Below are 18,351 nucleotides of genomic sequence, written 5' to 3'. Positions count from 1 at the left end.
CAACATGTCTGAACAACACGCACAGGGCGCTGACGCGGTAACCGATCTTAACAACGAACTGAAAACGCGCCGCGAGAAGCTGGCTAGCCTGCGCGAGCAGGGTATCCCGTTCCCGAATGATTTCCGTCGCGATCACACCTCAGACCAACTGCACGCTGACTTCGACGCGAAAGAGAACGAAGAACTGGAAGCGCTGAACATCGAAGTGTCCGTTGCGGGCCGTATGATGACCCGTCGTATTATGGGTAAAGCGTCTTTCGTTACGTTGCAGGATGTCGGCGGCCGTATTCAGCTGTACGTTGCCCGTGACGATCTGCCGGAAGGCGTTTACAACGAGCAGTTCAAAAAATGGGATCTGGGCGATATCCTCGGCGCGAAAGGGAAGCTGTTCAAGACCAAAACCGGTGAGCTGTCCATCCACTGCACCGAACTGCGTCTGCTGACCAAAGCGCTGCGTCCGCTGCCGGATAAATTCCACGGCTTGCAGGATCAGGAAGCGCGCTATCGCCAGCGTTACCTGGATCTCATCTCTAACGATGAATCCCGTAACACCTTTAAAGTCCGTTCACAGATTATGGCGGGTATTCGTCAGTTCATGGTGGGCCGCGGCTTTATGGAAGTGGAAACCCCGATGATGCAGGTGATTCCTGGCGGTGCGGCAGCACGTCCGTTTATCACCCATCACAACGCGCTGGATCTGGACATGTACCTGCGTATCGCGCCGGAACTGTACCTGAAGCGTCTGGTGGTTGGCGGCTTCGAGCGTGTGTTCGAAATCAACCGCAACTTCCGTAACGAAGGGATCTCCGTTCGTCATAACCCAGAGTTCACCATGATGGAACTCTATATGGCGTATGCGGACTATAAAGACCTGATCGAACTGACCGAATCGCTGTTCCGTACGCTGGCGCAGGATATCCTGGGCAAAACTGAAGTGCCTTACGGCGATGAAGTGTTCGACTTCGGCAAGCCGTTCGAAAAACTGACCATGCGCGAGGCTATCAAGAAATACCGTCCTGAAACGGATATGGCCGATCTGGATAACTTCGACTCCGCCAAAGCGATCGCTGAATCTATCGGCATCAAGGTTGAGAAAAGCTGGGGCCTGGGCCGCATTGTAACTGAGATCTTCGAAGAAGTGGCGGAAGCGCACCTGATTCAGCCGACCTTCATCACCGAATATCCGGCAGAGGTTTCTCCGCTGGCGCGCCGTAACGACGTGAACCCGGAAATCACCGACCGCTTTGAATTCTTCATCGGCGGCCGTGAAATCGGTAACGGCTTTAGCGAGCTGAACGATGCAGAAGATCAGGCGCAGCGTTTCCAGGATCAGGTTAACGCGAAAGAAGCCGGTGACGACGAAGCGATGTTCTACGACGAAGACTACGTTACCGCTCTGGAGCACGGTCTGCCGCCGACAGCGGGTCTGGGAATTGGTATCGACCGCATGGTAATGCTGTTCACCAACAGCCACACCATCCGCGACGTGATTCTGTTCCCGGCGATGCGCCCGGTAAAATAAGACGTGAGATGCCGGATGGTGGCTTCGCCTTATCCGGCCTACGTTTTGCACCTCTGTAGGCCCGGTAAGCACAGCGCCACCGGGCACAAAGCCAGTAAATTACCCCTGGTTATACTCCCGCAACAACTCACGCGCCTTGTCGTCAGACGCCTGCAATACCATCCACGGACTGAACGCCCACGGCGCCGCGCTCAATGCTTGCAGTACGGTTTCCAGGCCGCTCCACTGGTAATCCATCACTTCATCCGGGTTTACCTGTAGCGCACTGGTCACCTGCGCGGCGTATACCGGACAGACCTCATTTTCCACGATGCCATTCGGGTCAGTTGCCCGATAGCGAAAATCTGGATAGACAGGCGTCAGGTTGGTAATTTCGACGCCAAGCTCAAAACGGCTGCGTCGGATAATTGCCGCTTCAGTGCTTTCTCCCTGCTGTGGGTGTCCGCATACTGAGTTGGTCCAGACTCCCGGCCACGCTTTTTTACTGAGCGAGCGGCGAGTGACCAGCAATTGCCCCTGCGCGTTAAACAACCAGCATGAGAAGGCGAGATGTAAAAGGGTATCAGAGGTATGAGCCGCATATTTCTCCAGTATGCCGTCAGGATTACCCTGCTCATCCAGCAATATGACATGTTCCCCGGTCATAAAAACTCCTGAATATGAAAATAGCCGCATACTGCTGCAAGCCATATACTCTGGCAACTAGCGTAGTCTATATAGGGTGGAAAGGCATTACCAAAAGTAGCGGCGGCAAGAAGGAGATATCGTGACGCCGATGGCAATACATTGGGCATCTGGCTTTTGGCTGCTATGATAAGGCGTTTGAAATGTTGCGAGGAATAGTTTTGAGTGCAGGACGCCTGAACAACAAGAGCCTGAGTATTGTGATGCTGCTTTGTGCAGGCTTGCTTTTAGCGGGCTGCTCCAGCAATCAATCTTCTGATTCGGGTTCCGTCTATACCGTTAAGCGGGGAGATACGCTCTACCGCATTTCGCGCACGACGGGAACCAGCGTGAAAGAACTTGCCCGCCTGAACGGTATTTCCCCGCCTTACACTATTGAGATAGGGCAAAAACTGAAACTGGGCGGCGGGACGAAGCGTTCCGGTTCATCGCGTGCGACCACGGCGAAATCCTCTACGAAAACGGCGGCAGTCAGACCATCTTCTTCTGTGCCGCAATCGTCCTGGCCTCCGGTAGGACAACGTTGCTGGCGCTGGCCTGCCAGCGGCAAAGTCATTTTGCCTTATTCAACGGCGGAAGGCGGCAATAAAGGCATTGATATTTCCGCCGCGCGCGGCACGCCGATTTATGCGGCAGGGGCAGGGAAGGTGGTCTATGTCGGCAACCAGTTACGCGGTTACGGGAACCTCATCATGATTAAACATAATGAGGATTACATCACCGCTTATGCCCACAACGACACGCTGTTAGTTAACAACGGGCAGAGCGTGAAAGCCGGGCAGAAAATTGCCACAATGGGGAGCACTGATGCGGATTCTGTTCGCTTGCACTTCCAGATTCGCTACCGCGCAACAGCGATTGATCCGCTGCGTTATTTACCGCCGCAGGGGAGCAAACCAAAATGCTGACGGTGAATTAATCGCCAGTCAGTGAGCAAGCACCTTGTCAATAAGAGCGTAAGGTTTATAATGCCTTACGCATCTCGAAGCGGGCGTAGTTCAATGGTAGAACGAGAGCTTCCCAAGCTCTATACGAGGGTTCGATTCCCTTCGCCCGCTCCAGCTTCAAGTTTCCTGAACTCCGCATTCAACGCCCAACAGGATTAACTGCCCGCTATTATGGCGTCCGTGCCAGTAGTGCGGTCATTAACAGCCGTATCAACAATCTTCAATAATCAGATATACCGCCTTAACCGGGCCATGCACGCCGACCACCTTGATCAGTTCGATATCCGCCGTTGAGCTGGGTCCACTGATGATGTTAATACACGATGGCATGCGTTCACCGGCCTGCGATTTCTGATGCAGTTTTTCCGCCAGTTGTGCCACGCGCGGCAGAATGGTGCTCTTGCGTAGCACGAAAATCGAGGACTCCGGCAGCAGGCTTAATGAACGCCCGCGCTCAGGCGCGGAAAACAGCACCACACCGCCCGATTCCGTTAAGCCATATTCGGCATACACTACGCCGACTTTCGCTTGTTCGGCTTGGGTAACATTTTCTGCTCCCCGGGCCGGGGCCCAGACCACGGCGTTGCATTCCTGTTGCAAGCGTTCGGTGATGCCCAGTTCAACCAGTCGGCTATCGCCGCTGAGCACCACCGATTTATGCCCCAGTTCTTCACACAGGCGTAACGCCGCTTCCGGCGCCTGCGCTTCGCTGGTCAGTTCGCAGCGTACCAGCATGACATCGCTCGCAAACTGGATAAACGCGTCGCAGCGCTGCTGCTGGCTAAGTTCGGTCAGTCGCTCGTTCGCATAGTTGTTAACCGGCAGCGTATCTGCCTGCGGTTCGAATCGCAGCGGGCGGCCCAGCGCCTGGGCGATGGTGTTTAAAAACGCGCTACGGTTATCCATTCTTTTTCTCCTCTGCCTGATGTTTCTTAAACCAGCTACGGAAACTCTCTCCGTCAGCATCAGGGAGATCTCGCGCCTCCATCCAGTCACCAATAGCGCCGACTTTAAGCGGCGTTTTACCGCCATTAATAAACCAGCTTGCCGCATGGGCGCCCGCCATCATCCCGACTTTCCACAGCCCAGGATGGCTATTGGCATAAGCGAACATTTTGATCGCCCGTCGCTCGGCTTTCGGGGTAATGCCCTCTTCGGCCATCACTCTGCGATGGCGCAGGATCAGTTTTGACAGCGGAATGCGCACCGGGCAGACGCTGTCGCAGGCCGTGCATAATGAACAGGCATACGGCAGATCTTTAAAATCCTTATAACCGCCGAGCAGCGGGGAAATCACCGCGCCGATAGGGCCGGGATAGATAGAGCCATAGCCGTGTCCACCAATGTGGCGGTATGCCGGGCAGGTGTTCATACAGGCTCCGCAGCGAATGCAGCGCAGCACGTCGCGAAATTCAGAACCGAGTACCTGGGAGCGCCCGTTATCCACGATAACCAGATGGAACTCTTCCGGCCCGTCAACGTGGCCTGCCTCGCGTGGGCCGGTCAGCCAGGTGTTGTAACCCGTCAAACGTGCGCCAACGGCGCTGCGCGCCAGCATGGTGATCAGTACATCCACGTCGGCAAAGGTGGGGGCGATACGCTCCATCCCCATCACCGCAATGTGCGTTTTCGGCAGCGTGGTACACATCCGCGCATTGCCTTCGTTGGTCACCAGGCACACCGATCCGGTTTCCGCCACGGCGAAATTACAGCCGGTAATACCGATTTCAGCGCTGAGAAAATCCTCGCGGATCTTCTGGCGGATGAATAAGGTCATCGCTTCTGGCGTTTCCGGGCCGTCATAGCCCAGACGTTCATGCAGCACGCGGCGGATCTGATAGCGATCCTTATGGATTGCCGGAACTACAACGTGTGAAGGCGGGTCCTGATCCAACTGGAGAATATACTCGCCCAGATCGGTTTCGATCACCTGAATTCCGGCATCCTGCAACACATGATTGACGCCAATCTCTTCGGTCACCATCGACTTGGACTTCACTACCTTGCGCGCGTTTTTACTTTGGGCGACCTGTAAAATGTAGCGGGTGGCTTCTTCTTTGGTTTTGGCGAAGTAGACGTGCCCGCCGTTTTCCGTCACTTTCTCGGTGAGTTGATACAGGTAAGCGTCGAGATTACTCAGAACGTGATCGCGGATCTGGCTGGCACGGTCACGCCATTCGTCCCAATGCCCTAACTCATCGACCATTTTTTGCCGATTCGCGCCGATTCGCTCCTGCGCATTGGCCACGGCTTTGCGCATGATCGGATCTTCAATTTGCTGACGAATGCGCAGTTTAAATTCTACATCGCTGGTTTTTATCGACATCTCTTTCCCCTCAGCGGCTCATCAGCACTTCAGCAATATGCATCACTTTGACCGGCTGGCCTTCCCGTTGCAGTCGACCGCCAATGTTCAGCAGGCAGCTGACGTCTGCGCCAATCAAATATTCAGGCCGGGCATCCATCAGGTGTAAGACTTTCTCTTTCACCATCTCGCCGGATATTTCGGCCATTTTGACCGAGAACGTCCCGCCAAATCCGCAGCAGGTATCCTGATCGGCAAACGTCAATAGCTCCAGCCCGCGCACATTTTTCAGTAGCGTGAGCGGCTCTTCCTTCACTCCCAGCTTGCGGGTCAGGCTACAGGATGGGTGATAGACGGCTCTGCCCTGAAGGCTGGCTCCCACATCCACCACACCCAGTTTATTAACGATAAAGGAGGTGAGATCCTGCATGCGCGCGGCGACCTTTTCCGCACGTAACGCCCATTCAGGCTCATCGACCAGATATGTTGGGTAGCTTTTTACCGCGTAGGTACAGGAGCCAGCAGGAGAGATAATCGGGTCGTCGTTGTCTTCCAGCGCTGCGATCAGGTTTTTCATCCCAGGGATCGCTTCTTTGATGTAGCCGCTGTTGATGGCTGGCTGGCCGCAACACCCTTGCTTCTCGGGGAAATTAACGCGGCAGCCCAGTTTTTCCAGCAGCAATACGGAGTCTCGTGCCATCCGTGATTTCAGCGCGTCACCAATACAGGTAACAAAGAAATTTACATTCACAATTAATGCTCCATTGCTTCACTTCTATTTAGCCCCGATGGCAACCGGCCACCGGGTCATAAATCAATAATAAAAACGACCATTGTTTTTCGGTTTATCCTACTCTACGTTCATTTGTATGACAAAATGGAATAATCCACCAATCAATACCCATATGCAATACCCGGGTTTATTTATTTCGGCATCGCTCACATTTTTATAATGAAAACCACAGCGATGTGAACGTCCGAAAAATAGTTTCAAGTGATTACTAATTTCGTCAATATCATTATTAAACAGGTTGTTAAATAACTATTTATAGGTATCTGTCTTGCTCTTAAGTATATTTGCCTGGCATTGAATTTTAATTAAAAGATTACAATAGTTACAAAACTACAAATCATAATTACTTTATTCACTGAAGCGATTCAGTTTACATATTTCATTTGGCCAGCAATGTAGCCTCCCCACCATAAATATAAATCAGGTTTAATGAACCAATCAGGAATAGTAATGAACGAATATTTTATGTTTGCCCTGGCACTCTCTCCTTTGCTGCTTATGGTATTTTTAATTCTGAAATTGAAAATGCCCATCCATTATTCAGTTTTGATTTCGCTGGCATTCACTGCCGCGCTGTCTGCAATATTCTGGGACATGCCAGTACAAAATCTTAAAGCCTCGATGGGTTATGGCGCACTGAAAGGATTATGGCCGATCGTGATTGTGATCCTCGGCGCTATATTCAGTTATAACGTCATGCAGGCGACCAAAGCGCTGGATATTCTCCGCGATATTCTCGCCAGTATTAGCGAAGATAAGCGTATTCAGGTACTGCTGATTTCGTGGTGTTTCGGTGGATTCCTTGAAGCGGCTGCCGGGTACGGTACGGCGGTCGCGATACCTATCGGTATTCTCATCGCGCTGGGATTCAACCCACTGAAGGCAGCAATTGCTTCACTTGTGGCCAACACCGTACCCACGGCGTTCGGGGCGGTTGGTATTCCGGTCTCTATCCTGGCTGAACAGGTTAATCTGCCGGTTTACACCTTAGGCGGAACGATTATTCTGCAATTAGCCCTTTTTAATATCCTGCTGCCGTTTGTCATAATTTGCATTATTGGCGGTGGCCTGAAAGCCATTCGCGGCGTGTTCCTTATTACGCTGCTTTGCGGTATCACAACGCTTGTTCCGCAGTATTTTGTCGCCATACATCTCGGGGCAGAATTACCCGCTTTTGCCGGCAGCCTGGTCAGTCTTTTTGCCGTCGCAATTGCCAGCCGCCTGCGCAAAGGGAAAACAGATCCCGAGTGGCGCATTGAAGTCAGCCACACCCGTGAAACGACGCCGCGCTCGGCGAAAGTGCTGTTCCGGGTCGGTTCTATCTATCTGTTTATTTTTGTCTTTATTCTGCTGTGCTCGCCGTTATTCCCAACGATAAAAGCGGCGGCTTCTCAGTTGGCTTCGGTGCTGCATTTTACGCTGGCCGATGGCAAAACGCTGGCGCTGAAAGTCGAATGGGTCACCACGCCCGGAATGTTGATCATCTTTGCGACCATTATTGGCGGTTTTATTCAGGGGGCATCAGCACGCGGTATGCTGGAAGTGTTTATCAAGACCGTATTCCAGCTTAAAAATTCCATTGTCGCGATTATGGCGATCGTCGCTCTGGCAACGGTAATGGATCTTAGCGGTATTATCTCCACGCTGGCCCAGTCGATTGTCGATCTGACCGGAAGCTCGTACGTTTTTCTCGCTCCGGTGATTGGCGCGCTGGGAACGTTTGTTACCGGCAGCGACACCAACTCGAATATTCTGTTTGGCAAACTACAAACCATTGCCGCCAGTAAATTAAATATTGATCCAAACTGGCTGGCTGCGGCAAATACCTCCGGCGCAACAGGCGGGAAAATGATTTCACCGCAAAGTATCGCCATTGCGGTTTCGGCAACCAAAATGGAAGGACAGGCGAATCAGATAATGTCTGGCACCATGAAGTACTGCTGTGCCTATATTGTGATTCTTGGATTAAAAGTTGGTCTCTTTTATTACTGGTTTATGACTTAACGTTATTTTGCGCAACGACGACTGTTCATCAACTGGCAAATGCCTCTGTTTTCCTGTAGCCACGCCACTTTGACGGGGCTATGCTTACTAGCGAAAACATAACAATTACAGAGGCAATGTCATGGATCAGGAACTACTGGATGCGGGTTACCGGGCCTATACCGGCGAGAAAATCGATGTCTATTTCAATACGGCCATTTGTCAGCACTCGGGTAATTGCGTGCGCGGTAGCGCGAAGCTCTTTAATCTGAAACGTAAGCCGTGGATCATCCCGGATGAAGTGGATGTGGCAACGGTTGTGCGTGTTATTGATACCTGTCCGAGCGGCGCGCTGAAATACTGCCAGAAATAAGTGAGGAAATGATGGAGATACTCGAAGGCCACAACAAATTTTATGTGAATGATGCTGCGGGTAATCAGGTCGCCGAAATCGTATTTGTACCGACGGGCGAACATCTGAGCATTATTGAGCATACGGATGTCGATCCCAGTCTGAAGGGGCAGGGCGTCGGTAAACAGCTTGTCGCGAAGGTGGTTGAAAAGATGCGCCAGGAGAACCGCAAGGTTATTCCGCTTTGCCCTTTCGCCAAATATGAGTTCGATAAAACGCGCGAGTATGACGATATCCGCGCCTGATGCGTTTTACCGGTCATCGCCGTGGGTTTCTGCCCACGGTATTTTCCGGCGCTCCGCTGTTTATTATCGGTTTCTCATAAACCCAGCGATTACCGTGGTCGTTGATAAGCTCGTACCTGACGGTACGACAATGTCCCACTTTCCCGGATAACGCTAGCGGTTGTGAAGACAGCGGAGCGATCATCAGCGGCGTTGCGCTGGTGTTGTCGCACGCCAGCGCTGCCAGCGTGATGTACCACGGCGTCGGGTTATTAACATAAAGCTGCGCCTCCTGCGGCTGGAATGTGAAGGTCAGCCGTTCGCCATCCTGCTCTCTCAATGGCCCAACGCCCTGTGGACGAATAAACACTTTCATGCGGATGCGCAGCGGCAGCACGAGTTTTTGCCGCGTTTTCGCATCCTGATCGGTCATCGGCGGGATCTGGTAGATATTCAGCCAGTAAAGCGACTCCCGCTCGCGCGCTAACTCAGGCTTCTCTGCGAGCTGTAACTTTACCGTCCGAATTTCCGTCGGCTGCATTTTGAATACGGGCGGTATCGCGACGATGGGCGTGATGGTCTCAGCAGGCTGACTCAGCGGATCGCCTTCATCCGTCCAGATTTGAACCAGGGCAGGGTGCTGCGCTGAATTTGCCAGCGCCAGCGAATAATGGCTCTCTCCGGCGTTAAAAATAACGCGAGTCACTTCCGTATTGACCACGGCCCGTGCGGGGGGCGCCGTCCATCCTGTCCAGACGATAAGAAGCGTGTATGTGGGCCAGTTACTGAAAACTGACCACCACCTGGAGCTGTGCATAGACCGTTCCTGCTGTTACGTTTTCCCCCGGAATCGCTTCCAGAGAGGCGGTAAAGTCGCCGCTGTAGAGGCTGGTTGAGCCGCTGGCGGTTTGCGTGGTCAGATCCTGATAGCCGTACCAGCCGCCCGCGTTGCCCGTGGCTGTGGCTATTCGGTTGGGCAGAAGATTCAGCGCATTGCCATTTTGCTTGTCGCTGTAGAGGCGAATGCCAACGCCTGATGCAACGCCGTTTACGCCATAATGATTGTCGAGTAGCCATGTATAGGCGCCGGAACCGGTCTTGAGGCCCAACTGAGAGGCCGCATTGGCTGCGGTGGGGTTGCTGACCAGGAATCCCATCGCCACATATGCTCTTAAGCTGGTGGACGCCGTCGTGCCGGACAACGCCCCGGTTTCGCATTCAACGCTAATGCTAAAAGGAGCCTGACTGCTGCCGCCGCTGATGAGTTCGCCAACGCTGGCTGGCGGTAACCTGACAATGGCGGGATAGTCGTTGACCCGGCAGGCGGCGCCGCGCACGAACACGGTCTGGCTGGTTAACGTCCAGCCGCCGGGCCACTGCGCCGCGCCCCAGCCGCTATAGTTGGTTCGGCTGTCAGCGCCCTCGAAAAGCCCTGAACTCATGCCGCCGCCGTGGAAAGCAATATAGCCTGCCGGTCCCGCGTAGGGATAGGTATAACGGTTGGAACCATCAACGCCTCTGGCGCTGTCATCAACCCGAAACAGTTCAACAAATACGTCGCTAAAGGCGCTGGCTGGGATGTAGATATAGGTGCCGTCATTGAACATTTCACTTTCCGGGATTGCGCGCGCTTTCCAGTAACGGGAGTAATATTCTCCGGTTTTTAGATTGGTCAGCCTGACCGCCACGTTTTTAACGTAGGTGTAGTAAGCGCCGTCGATTCCCGGTACGTCGACCATGCCTCCCCAGTAATCGTCGCCGTTGGTGGCGTAGTATTCATATACCTGGCCGATTTCGGAAACGGTACAGCGAAACATAATCTGATTGGTCGTGACGCCCTGCGTTCGTCCATTGGGGACGAAACTGGCAGCGGCGCTGCCCAGCAACGTGCCTTCGCTCTGAAATCCCGTCCCGTTGCTTAAGGTAATGACGCCGGGCAAGCCCAGTTTCCCTTTTACATCGCCATCCCCCACGCCGCCCCAACTGGCGCCCACATAGCCTGCGTCTTTCGCCGCCTGAGAAAGGGGGCTGGCTGACGTGACCTTGATGCAGGCGGACAAGGCGGGATGCGCAACCATGCCGCTGAATAACAGGCCGTAAAAGAGCTGTCTGATTTTCATACGTTATTCCTGACGACAAGGTAGTGTGAGCTGGTACAGCGGCGTATGCGTTTTAGCCGGTAGTTGATACCAGACCTGGCATCGCTGCGTGGATTTTTGCCCCCACTGTACGAACAGCACGCCGGATTGTTCCGCCAGTCGGGCGTAAATTTGCCCGCCCTGGCCGACCATTCCCACGGATTCGCCGTGGCCGTCCGTCACGTCAGCGCCCATCGGCGGCTGGTCGCCATCGGGAAGCGTTGTGTTGATGAGTGCCGCTTTACCGCTGGTGGTCATGAATTTCACGCGGGAAATCGCGCCGGCGTAGGGCACGATGCGCTTGCTGCCGCTCTGTAGCTCTACTTCGGCATTCATGTTTCCGCTGTCCAGGCTTACGGTGTTATAGCGATAGGGGGTCATGGAAGGGAGCAGGGCATAGCCGAAATAATCGACCGTTGCGCCTTGCCCGTTACGTACCGCCGCGCCGCGTGCGCCTGGCGCTTCGATAAGCGCAAATGTATCGCTGGTGTAGGGGCCAGCGGTGATCCCGCCGCGGTGCGCAACCAGCGTGCCGGACATCCCCAGACCATATTGCTGGTAATCGCTGCCGCGGGAGGCAAAGCCGCGAAACGCGCCGACGGCGGTTCGTTGCTCCACGTTGCCGCCCCAGGTTGCGCTGCTGCCGTCGTGCTTATCTCGCTCCAGGCCGCTATAAACGGCCCAGGATGTGGCGCTGTTCTCGCCCGTGGCGCCGCTTATCCCCACCGTGGCGGTGCGAACGTCGCGGCTGCGATTCATATCCAGATTTAGCTGCGTGCGGCTGGCGCCAACATCGAAGGGGATGGAGATCCCCAGTGAAAGCGTGTTTTCGGTGTATTTACGCTGGTTTTCGCGGTCAAAATCCTGGTCGTTTACGCTGGTGTCGTAGCGGCTGGCATAACTGCTGCGCTGTCTGGCGGCGCTAAGATTAAAGGTGATGTTGCGCCAGCTGTTGCTGTAGCCAAACTGGAGTTGGGTGATGCGCGACGCGTCGCTGTAGTAATCTGACGTACTGCCGGTGAAGCTAACCATGCCCCAGTCGCCCATCGGCTGGCTGAGCGTGGCGGAAAAGTTATTACGCTGGTGCAGCGTATCCGAATAATACGCCACGCTGTTTTTCTGCTGACGGCGCACGCCCAGCACATCCTGCAAATCACGATAACCGCTGGTGGAGTAACGGTAGGCCGCCAGCACCAGATTTGTGCCGGTGGTAAACGTTTTGCTGTAGCTGGCCTCAATGCGCCAGCCCTGCTCGTTATCGTCGTTTTCGACTCTGGCGTTTGAGTAAACGGTATTGAGGCCGAATGCCCCGACGGATGTTGCCATCACCCCGCCCAGCAGAAACGCCTGATAATCATCGGCCAGCCGTGAACCCAAATTGGCGGTTAGCGTGTTGCTCATCCCGCGCTGCAAAACGGCTTCGACAAATTTATTCTCCACGCTGTAGTAGTGGCGAACGTAGCCCATTGCCAGCTCATAGTTCCAGTTTCCCGGTCGAACGGAATCAGGAACCGCCGAGTAGGGAACGGTAAAACTTGAGATTTGCCCGTTCGCTTCGATGACATCGACGGCCAGATCGCCCTGACCACGGGTATTGTAGAGATCGTTAATAACAAAAGCGCCGGGCGCGACGGTGGTTTCGTAAATCACTTTACCCTGCTGGCGTACCACCACGCGGGCGGTTGTGGTCGCCACGCCGCGCACTTCCGGCGCGTAACCGCGTTTGCCCTGCGGCCACATCCGTTGATCGGTGTTCAGTTTTATGCCGTTGAATGAGAGGCTGCCGAACAGGCTGCTGTTGGTGTAATTGTCCCCAAACGCTATCACGCTCTCAAACTGAGGAAGAGGGCGCTGAATCGCAGTCGCTACCGCATTGTATTTGTAGTGGCTACCCGTCTGGTTGTCATCGGCATAGCGGAGGTTCCCCTGATGGCGAAATTGCCACAGCCCGATGTTGAAACCGCCATTGATATTGCTCCACAGGTAGTCGTAGCGCAGGTGTGAGTCTGTATTTTCCGTATGATAAAAATTGGTATTGTGGCGCAAAAACAGCGCGGTCTCTCCGGCGTCCCATTCGGAAACGGGAATATACCCCCGGGGAGCGTGGTAAAGCCCGGCCTGAGGAATCGTCATATTCAGGCGCAGCTTCGCCATATCCACTTGCCAACTGATTTTTTGCCCGGTCTCGCTGATGCGCAGACAGTGCGGCGTTGAAGACGCCGCAGAGGAGCGGGTGCGAATCGCGCTGGCTCGAACCACCTCAAACGGCAGACAAGGTTCGACGGCGTTATCCGGCGTGGCGGATGCGATAAGTTCAATCTTTTCCTGCTGGCGAATCAACTGGTTATTAAGATAAACATCCAGCACGTATTCACCCGCAGGCACGCTGTCTTGGGTATGATTAAAGCGCTGGAGATCCAGACCATGACCGTATGCGGACCCCTGGAGCAGCGCGGGATCAAAATAGTAATCGGCCCTGGTCGCAGCGGAAAATGCCGTAACGCATACCATCAGGCCGAAACCCGCCGGGCGATTAAAGAGGAAAATCTTCACTGATTCTGGCTCCCTGATCGTTAATCAACGTGATGCGAACACGCTGATTTGCAGCCGATCGGGCGTCGGTAAAGACATAACGCTCACTGCTGAAAGGGGCAATCATGCCTGCTTTTTGGGCGCGGGTTTCTGAGACATTGATCAACTGTAGCCCGGCAATGGTGATGTAATAAGGCTGATTATTTTTAATGGTGATGCCGTTTTGACCCGTTCGCGTGACCTGAAGGTTCGCCAGCATTTTTTGTGGATTACCGTTTAATTCAGCCGGACGATAAAATAACTTCACCCGGTTGCGTAGCATGATCAGCAGGCTGTTTTGATTGCCCTGATCCTGGCTACGTTGGCCCACATTCGCGGGCGGAACCTGCATAAAATTAAAATAGAACAGAGATTCCCTGTCTTGTGGCAGGGACTGGGCCGCCGTAAAAACAATCCGAATAATTTGCCCTTCGCCGGGTTGAATACGAAATACCGGCGGCGTGGCGATAAAGGGAAGTTGAGCTGATTTCTCCGGCCCGTCTGCCATATTGCCGTTATCGAACCAGGTTGAGACCACGTAAGGGAAGGAATCTTTATTCTTTAAATGAACATCGACAGAGTTGGCTGAACCATTATAAATAATTCGCGTCCCGGTCATGGTAATACTGGCGGCGACGTGTTCACTCCAGAGTGTAAAAAAGATAAACAGAAACCCCGCGAGAGAATACAGGGCGTCGCGAATGGGGTTCATTTATTACTCCCTGGTCGAAAGAGGGCGGGACGAAATTCCCGCCTGGGTTAAATTACTGGTAAGAAACCGCGTATTGCATGGAGGCCTGCACCGTACCGGTGGTTGCTGCGCCCCCTGAGTAATATTGGGCCTTGTAGGTTGCCGTGGCTGATGTCTCATTTGCCGCCAGCGCTAAATCTCCGCCGCCATTAAACGCGTTGCGAAAATCGATCTCTGTATCGCTGGTGTCGAGGATCTGAATTTCAACATCGCTCGCCGAGCCATTGCTGGCCAGGTTTCCGGTCGTGGCGCTGATGTTATTTCCGACGAAGACGGTTGAAATATTGATCCCGGAGGCTGAGCCGGTGCATCCGCTGACGCCGATGTCGAAGGTCGTTTGTCCTGCAACCTGATTGGTGTTCAAGGTGTTTACCGTGACGGTAGGCAGTAAGACGACAGGTGAGGCCTCAGAACCATTTACCGATACGGAACAGGTTTCATCAGAAACTTCTCCCATAAATGTAATGGTATTATCAGAAGCCAGCGCGCCCGCAGAATAGATCGCGGAGATCACCAGCGCCGGAATTAGGGCACGATTCAGTTTCATAACTAAACTCCATTTTCATTCAGTCGTGTTGATTTACCCTGAGAATTCAGGGTGTTCCCAATGCTCAGGGACATTCATAAAAATGGCACTGTGCTGGAATGTTGCTGTATTAAGTCAGTGTTGGCGAAAATATTGGTATTAATCCTGGTGTTGAGGCGTTGAAATAGGAAAATGTGCTGCTGCACGCGCCTTCTCAGTTTTTATTCAACAATGCGTCCCAGGCGACAAATAGCCCATCTGAAAATATATCTTTTTTCTTATGCCGGAATTTTAACGACAGTAATCTTAAATATGAAAATCGTTTAAAACATCCGAATAAATCTTTTGCAATAGGCGCTGGCTATTAAAAACTGGAAATAGATCGGTTGTGTCGATATTAAGATAATTAGATATTCGCTTTATTGGTATTAATGATTTAGCCGTAAAGTCGTTCCATGCCGGTGAGTTAATTAATTGAATGTGTGATGTAAACAGATACCGGTTTTATAATAATCATCAGCATCGCTATACTGTTTCTGTTACTGACTATTAGGTGCGTACTCTTTACTTTAGGAATTTTATTTTATTTTGTTGGATCTTTTGGAGCTTAAAAGGCTTAGTTTCCAATAAACCCCATTTGATTAAGATCAACAATTGATGCAATCGTATTTAAGTTGCCAGTTGATATAGTGCGTTTTGTTCGCATGAAGCGTGTTTTCTGCGCGGAATTATGCTGATGTTGAGCGTGGGAGAGAACAATTTTTCCGCAATAAATCCGCAATGCCTGCGCGCTTGTCGCAAAAGCGCAGAACTGCAATACGCGTCGGGTAATAGCATCGAATTATACGGCCAGGCGACTTTCTGGAAAGATTCGTTAATGCGCTTCACTCATCAGAGCGGCTTACCGCCCGCCTACGGTCTGCTCATGGCTTGCGAAAAATTGATATGAACGGACGTGCAGCACTTGGGTCGCTGCACGTTTGTGGAAAAAGGCGGGGAACAATTAGCGGATAATGCCCAGATAACCATGCATTCCCATATAAAGCCCCACCAGACCGATCAGTATGCTGGAGAAATAGGGGGCTTTTCTCGCCAGGGTATTAAATCCGCTCCAGCGTTTTGCGGCCTGTTGCACGCTGATGGCTGCGCCCACGCCAACGGCTACCAGCGTTAACGCCAGACCAATGCTGAAGCACAGTACCATCGTGGCTCCCAGCGTGAAGGCTTTAAGCTGGATGCAGATCAGCAATACGGTGATGGCTGCCGGGCAAGGGATCAGGCCGCCCGTCAGGCCAAACAGTAAAATCTGTCCGTTTGTCACTTCCCGGTCGTGAAAGCGGCGCTGAATATCGGTTGCATGCGCCCGTTCATGGGCATCCTGCCAGGCGTGCGATCCGTCCGTTAGCCCCTTCAGGGAAATATGAACATGCTGGTGGTCGTGGTGATGGTCGTGGTCGTGGTCGTGATGGTGGTGCTCATGGTCGTGATGGTGGTGAGTGTGGGCAGGAAGCCTGTTAGCCAACCCGTCCCGCTCCCCTTTCCAGGTACGCCAGAACATCCAGAACGCCGTGCTCAGAATAATGATGGCGGAGACCAGCTGTAGCCAGGGTTCCACGGATTCTGCGGTAAACGCTCTGCTGACGTACATGCCGCCCAGGGCGATAAGCCACACAACGGCGGTATGTGAAAGCGTGGCTGCCAGCCCCAGCATCACAGCCTGCTTAATCGTCCCTTTGATGGCGATGATAAACGCCGCCATCATCGTTTTGGAGTGCCCGGGTTCCAGCCCATGTAATACGCCCAACAGAATGGCGCTGGGAATGAAGAACCAGGCGTTTCCTTGCTGAAGTAATGTTGAAAATTCGCCCATGAGAATGATTCTTAGTTGTCTTATTTCCCCGCATTCTACTCCCCCCCAGTACCAAATACTACCCCCCAGTAGAGTCACAATGCTATAATCCATAATGATTTATGTTAATAAGGCGTTGTTATGTCACATACGATCCGGGATAAACAAAAACTTAAAGCTCGCGCCAGTAAAATCCAGGGGCAGGTTGTCGCACTGAAAAAAATGCTGGATGAGCCTCACGAGTGTGCCGCGGTATTGCAGCAAATCGCGGCGATACGCGGCGCGGTGAACGGATTAATGCGTGAGGTGATCAAAGGGCATCTGACCGAACACATTGTTCATCAGAGCGATGAAGTGAAGCGCGAAGACGATCTGGAGGTGATCCTGAAGGTGCTGGATTCCTATATAAAATAGCCGGGACCGGTGCCCGACTGTTGTCTTCAATGCTAACGCCGTCTTTGCAGATGAATAAGCGAGCCTTTGCATTCCTTTGTGATCATTGGGAATGCGGCTTTTTCATTGGAGAGTGGATGCGAATGAATAAACAGCGTGTTTATCTTCCCGCCCATTCTTTTCTCGATCCTCTGTTTATAAGCATAGACGCTGCGGATATCCATACTCAGTAACTCGGCGATTTGATGCGGATTTTTCCCTGCAACCATGTTACCCATAATGATGAACTCCGTCTGGGTCAGGGTATTCCCTTTTGTAAAAGACAGATGTCGCCCAATAAATACTTGTCTGATTTTTTCATTTGCAACCGCCAGTCCATCATCGTGATAAATGACGACAGAAACCGCCGGATGATGTTTACGCCAGTAGTTGGCTAACGACTGCATGTTCCGATCGCTCACCAGTACAATACCCATACGCGTACTGGCGAGATAATCAATCCACTGTTTGTCGAGAAACAGCCGCAAAAAGCTGATAGAAAAATCGACAAAAATATAACCATTTAATCGGGCATTATGATTATTATTTAAAATTCCCTCAATAACACCTCTGTTAAAGTAGATACTTTCTTCCGGCCACATACAAAAACATGCGTTAGCACAATATTGTAAACGAGGTGATTTTTCTGGCATTATTTTACAATGTAAAGAACAACTACTGCACGTAAGGTTTTTTAATTTAACATCCAGCTCCATACAGGAACCTCCCTATCCGTAGATAATTTCATAATTTCATCCGTTTTTAAATATGTCAATACTTTGCCAGACGGCAATTAGCGTGCGTAAAAAATCGATGTATATCACTTATTGCTATTTTTCTTAAAGCTTTGCGATGTATTTATAATAGTGGCTATTTACATGCTACTTATTTTCCTGGGGCGACGTCTCGTCAGAGACAGAAACAATTTAGCATCCAGGACTTTTATAGCAAAATCCAGGAATAGTTATATTGCAAAAATGTTTAAGATATTTTGTTAAATGGCATTTATGGACAAAAGTTGCATTAATGTTAATTGTTGTATCTTAATTGTAAAATCGCTATTGTTTTTCATAATTAATAAATTATGTATTTGTGTGCTTTTTAAGCTTATCGTAATAATATCAGGAGAGCATGAAAATGCTTTAAAAATAGTCTTAATTAAGAACAAATGATCTTTTTTGACTTAAGGTTTTTGATTTATAAGTAATTTTACC

Annotated in this window: 17 protein-coding genes and 1 tRNA gene; 7 read left to right on the top strand and 11 right to left on the bottom strand. The window is 51.9% G+C overall.

Annotated elements, in window-relative coordinates:
• The first annotated feature begins 4 nt into the window (after positions 1–4).
• On the top strand, positions 5–1,522 hold the full coding sequence (gene lysS / locus CKO_RS18145) for a lysine--tRNA ligase (RefSeq protein ID WP_012134993.1): 1,518 nt from the start codon (positions 5–7) through the stop codon (positions 1,520–1,522).
• Positions 1,523–1,621: 99 nt separating this feature from the next.
• Here the strand turns inward: lysS and idi are convergent, their stop codons facing one another.
• Positions 1,622–2,167 (bottom strand): isopentenyl-diphosphate Delta-isomerase, encoded by a 546-nt coding sequence (gene idi / locus CKO_RS18140; protein ID WP_012134992.1) that lies wholly within the window; start codon positions 2,165–2,167, stop codon positions 1,622–1,624.
• A gap of 200 nt (positions 2,168–2,367) precedes the next feature.
• Here idi and actS point away from each other — a divergent pair, with 200 nt between their 5' ends.
• Both actS and CKO_RS18130 read left to right on the top strand, forming a co-directional pair.
• Positions 2,368–3,114, top strand: a complete 747-nt coding sequence (gene actS / locus CKO_RS18135; RefSeq protein ID WP_024130920.1) for an amidase activator ActS — start codon at positions 2,368–2,370, stop codon at positions 3,112–3,114.
• Positions 3,115–3,193: 79 nt separating this feature from the next.
• A tRNA-Gly gene (locus tag CKO_RS18130) sits at positions 3,194–3,267 on the top strand.
• Positions 3,268–3,363: 96 nt separating this feature from the next.
• On the opposite strand, the gene CKO_RS18125 is transcribed toward CKO_RS18130, so the two are convergent.
• The 3 genes from CKO_RS18125 to CKO_RS18115 are packed head-to-tail and all read right to left on the bottom strand — an operon-like array spanning position 3,364 to position 6,209.
• Positions 3,364–4,059: a LutC/YkgG family protein gene (locus tag CKO_RS18125; RefSeq protein ID WP_012134990.1), complete on the bottom strand. Its 696-nt coding sequence runs from the start codon at positions 4,057–4,059 to the stop codon at positions 3,364–3,366.
• Positions 4,052–5,479, bottom strand: coding sequence for a LutB/LldF family L-lactate oxidation iron-sulfur protein (locus tag CKO_RS18120; protein ID WP_012134989.1), 1,428 nt, complete (start codon positions 5,477–5,479; stop codon positions 4,052–4,054). Before CKO_RS18120 ends, CKO_RS18125 begins: the two co-directional genes overlap by 8 nt.
• Positions 5,480–5,489: 10 nt before the next feature.
• Positions 5,490–6,209, bottom strand: a complete 720-nt coding sequence (locus CKO_RS18115; RefSeq protein ID WP_024130919.1) for a (Fe-S)-binding protein — start codon at positions 6,207–6,209, stop codon at positions 5,490–5,492.
• A gap of 492 nt (positions 6,210–6,701) precedes the next feature.
• Here CKO_RS18115 and CKO_RS18110 point away from each other — a divergent pair, with 492 nt between their 5' ends.
• The 3 genes from CKO_RS18110 (at position 6,702) to CKO_RS18100 (ending at position 8,891) form a co-directional block, all read left to right on the top strand.
• On the top strand, positions 6,702–8,255 hold the full coding sequence (locus CKO_RS18110; protein ID WP_024130918.1) for an L-lactate permease: 1,554 nt from the start codon (positions 6,702–6,704) through the stop codon (positions 8,253–8,255).
• Between the two features lie 121 nt (positions 8,256–8,376).
• On the top strand, positions 8,377–8,607 hold the full coding sequence (gene yjdI / locus CKO_RS18105) for a 4Fe-4S mono-cluster protein YjdI (protein ID WP_012134985.1): 231 nt from the start codon (positions 8,377–8,379) through the stop codon (positions 8,605–8,607).
• Positions 8,608–8,618: 11 nt separating this feature from the next.
• On the top strand, positions 8,619–8,891 hold the full coding sequence (locus CKO_RS18100; protein ID WP_024130917.1) for a GNAT family N-acetyltransferase: 273 nt from the start codon (positions 8,619–8,621) through the stop codon (positions 8,889–8,891).
• Between the two features lie 13 nt (positions 8,892–8,904).
• Here CKO_RS18100 and CKO_RS18095 read toward each other — a convergent pair whose 3' ends face one another.
• The 6 genes from CKO_RS18095 to CKO_RS18065 form a co-directional block, all read right to left on the bottom strand.
• Positions 8,905–9,687, bottom strand: a complete 783-nt coding sequence (locus CKO_RS18095) for a fimbria/pilus periplasmic chaperone (protein ID WP_024130916.1) — start codon at positions 9,685–9,687, stop codon at positions 8,905–8,907.
• Positions 9,653–10,990 (bottom strand): fimbrial usher protein StbD, encoded by a 1,338-nt coding sequence (gene stbD / locus CKO_RS18090; protein WP_012134981.1) that lies wholly within the window; start codon positions 10,988–10,990, stop codon positions 9,653–9,655. Before stbD ends, CKO_RS18095 begins: the two co-directional genes overlap by 35 nt.
• Before the next feature lie 3 nt (positions 10,991–10,993).
• Positions 10,994–13,519, bottom strand: coding sequence for a fimbrial outer membrane usher protein (locus CKO_RS18085; protein WP_048902449.1), 2,526 nt, complete (start codon positions 13,517–13,519; stop codon positions 10,994–10,996).
• A 22-nt stretch (positions 13,520–13,541) separates the two neighbouring features.
• Positions 13,542–14,291, bottom strand: coding sequence for a fimbria/pilus periplasmic chaperone (locus CKO_RS18080; RefSeq protein WP_012134979.1), 750 nt, complete (start codon positions 14,289–14,291; stop codon positions 13,542–13,544).
• Positions 14,292–14,343: 52 nt separating this feature from the next.
• A complete protein-coding gene (locus CKO_RS18075) occupies positions 14,344–14,877 on the bottom strand; it encodes a fimbrial protein (RefSeq protein ID WP_012134978.1) in 534 nt (177 codons plus the stop codon).
• A gap of 982 nt (positions 14,878–15,859) precedes the next feature.
• Positions 15,860–16,726 carry a nickel/cobalt efflux protein RcnA gene (locus CKO_RS18065; protein ID WP_024130914.1) on the bottom strand — a complete coding sequence of 289 codons (867 nt, stop codon included), beginning with the start codon at positions 16,724–16,726 and terminating at the stop codon, positions 15,860–15,862.
• Between the two features lie 120 nt (positions 16,727–16,846).
• On the opposite strand from CKO_RS18065, the gene rcnR reads away from it, so the two are divergent.
• Positions 16,847–17,119 carry a Ni(II)/Co(II)-binding transcriptional repressor RcnR gene (gene rcnR / locus CKO_RS18060; RefSeq protein WP_012134972.1) on the top strand — a complete coding sequence of 91 codons (273 nt, stop codon included), beginning with the start codon at positions 16,847–16,849 and terminating at the stop codon, positions 17,117–17,119.
• Positions 17,120–17,151: 32 nt separating this feature from the next.
• Here the strand turns inward: rcnR and CKO_RS18055 are convergent, their stop codons facing one another.
• On the bottom strand, positions 17,152–17,853 hold the full coding sequence (locus CKO_RS18055; RefSeq protein WP_024130913.1) for a helix-turn-helix transcriptional regulator: 702 nt from the start codon (positions 17,851–17,853) through the stop codon (positions 17,152–17,154).
• Positions 17,854–18,351: the final 498 nt, after the last annotated feature.

This window comes from Citrobacter koseri ATCC BAA-895, assembly GCF_000018045.1.
In the GTDB taxonomy this organism is placed as follows: domain Bacteria; phylum Pseudomonadota; class Gammaproteobacteria; order Enterobacterales; family Enterobacteriaceae; genus Citrobacter_B; species Citrobacter_B koseri.
The sequence above is the reverse complement of the archived record's forward strand: the minus strand, read 5'-3'. Positions and strand labels throughout refer to the sequence as shown.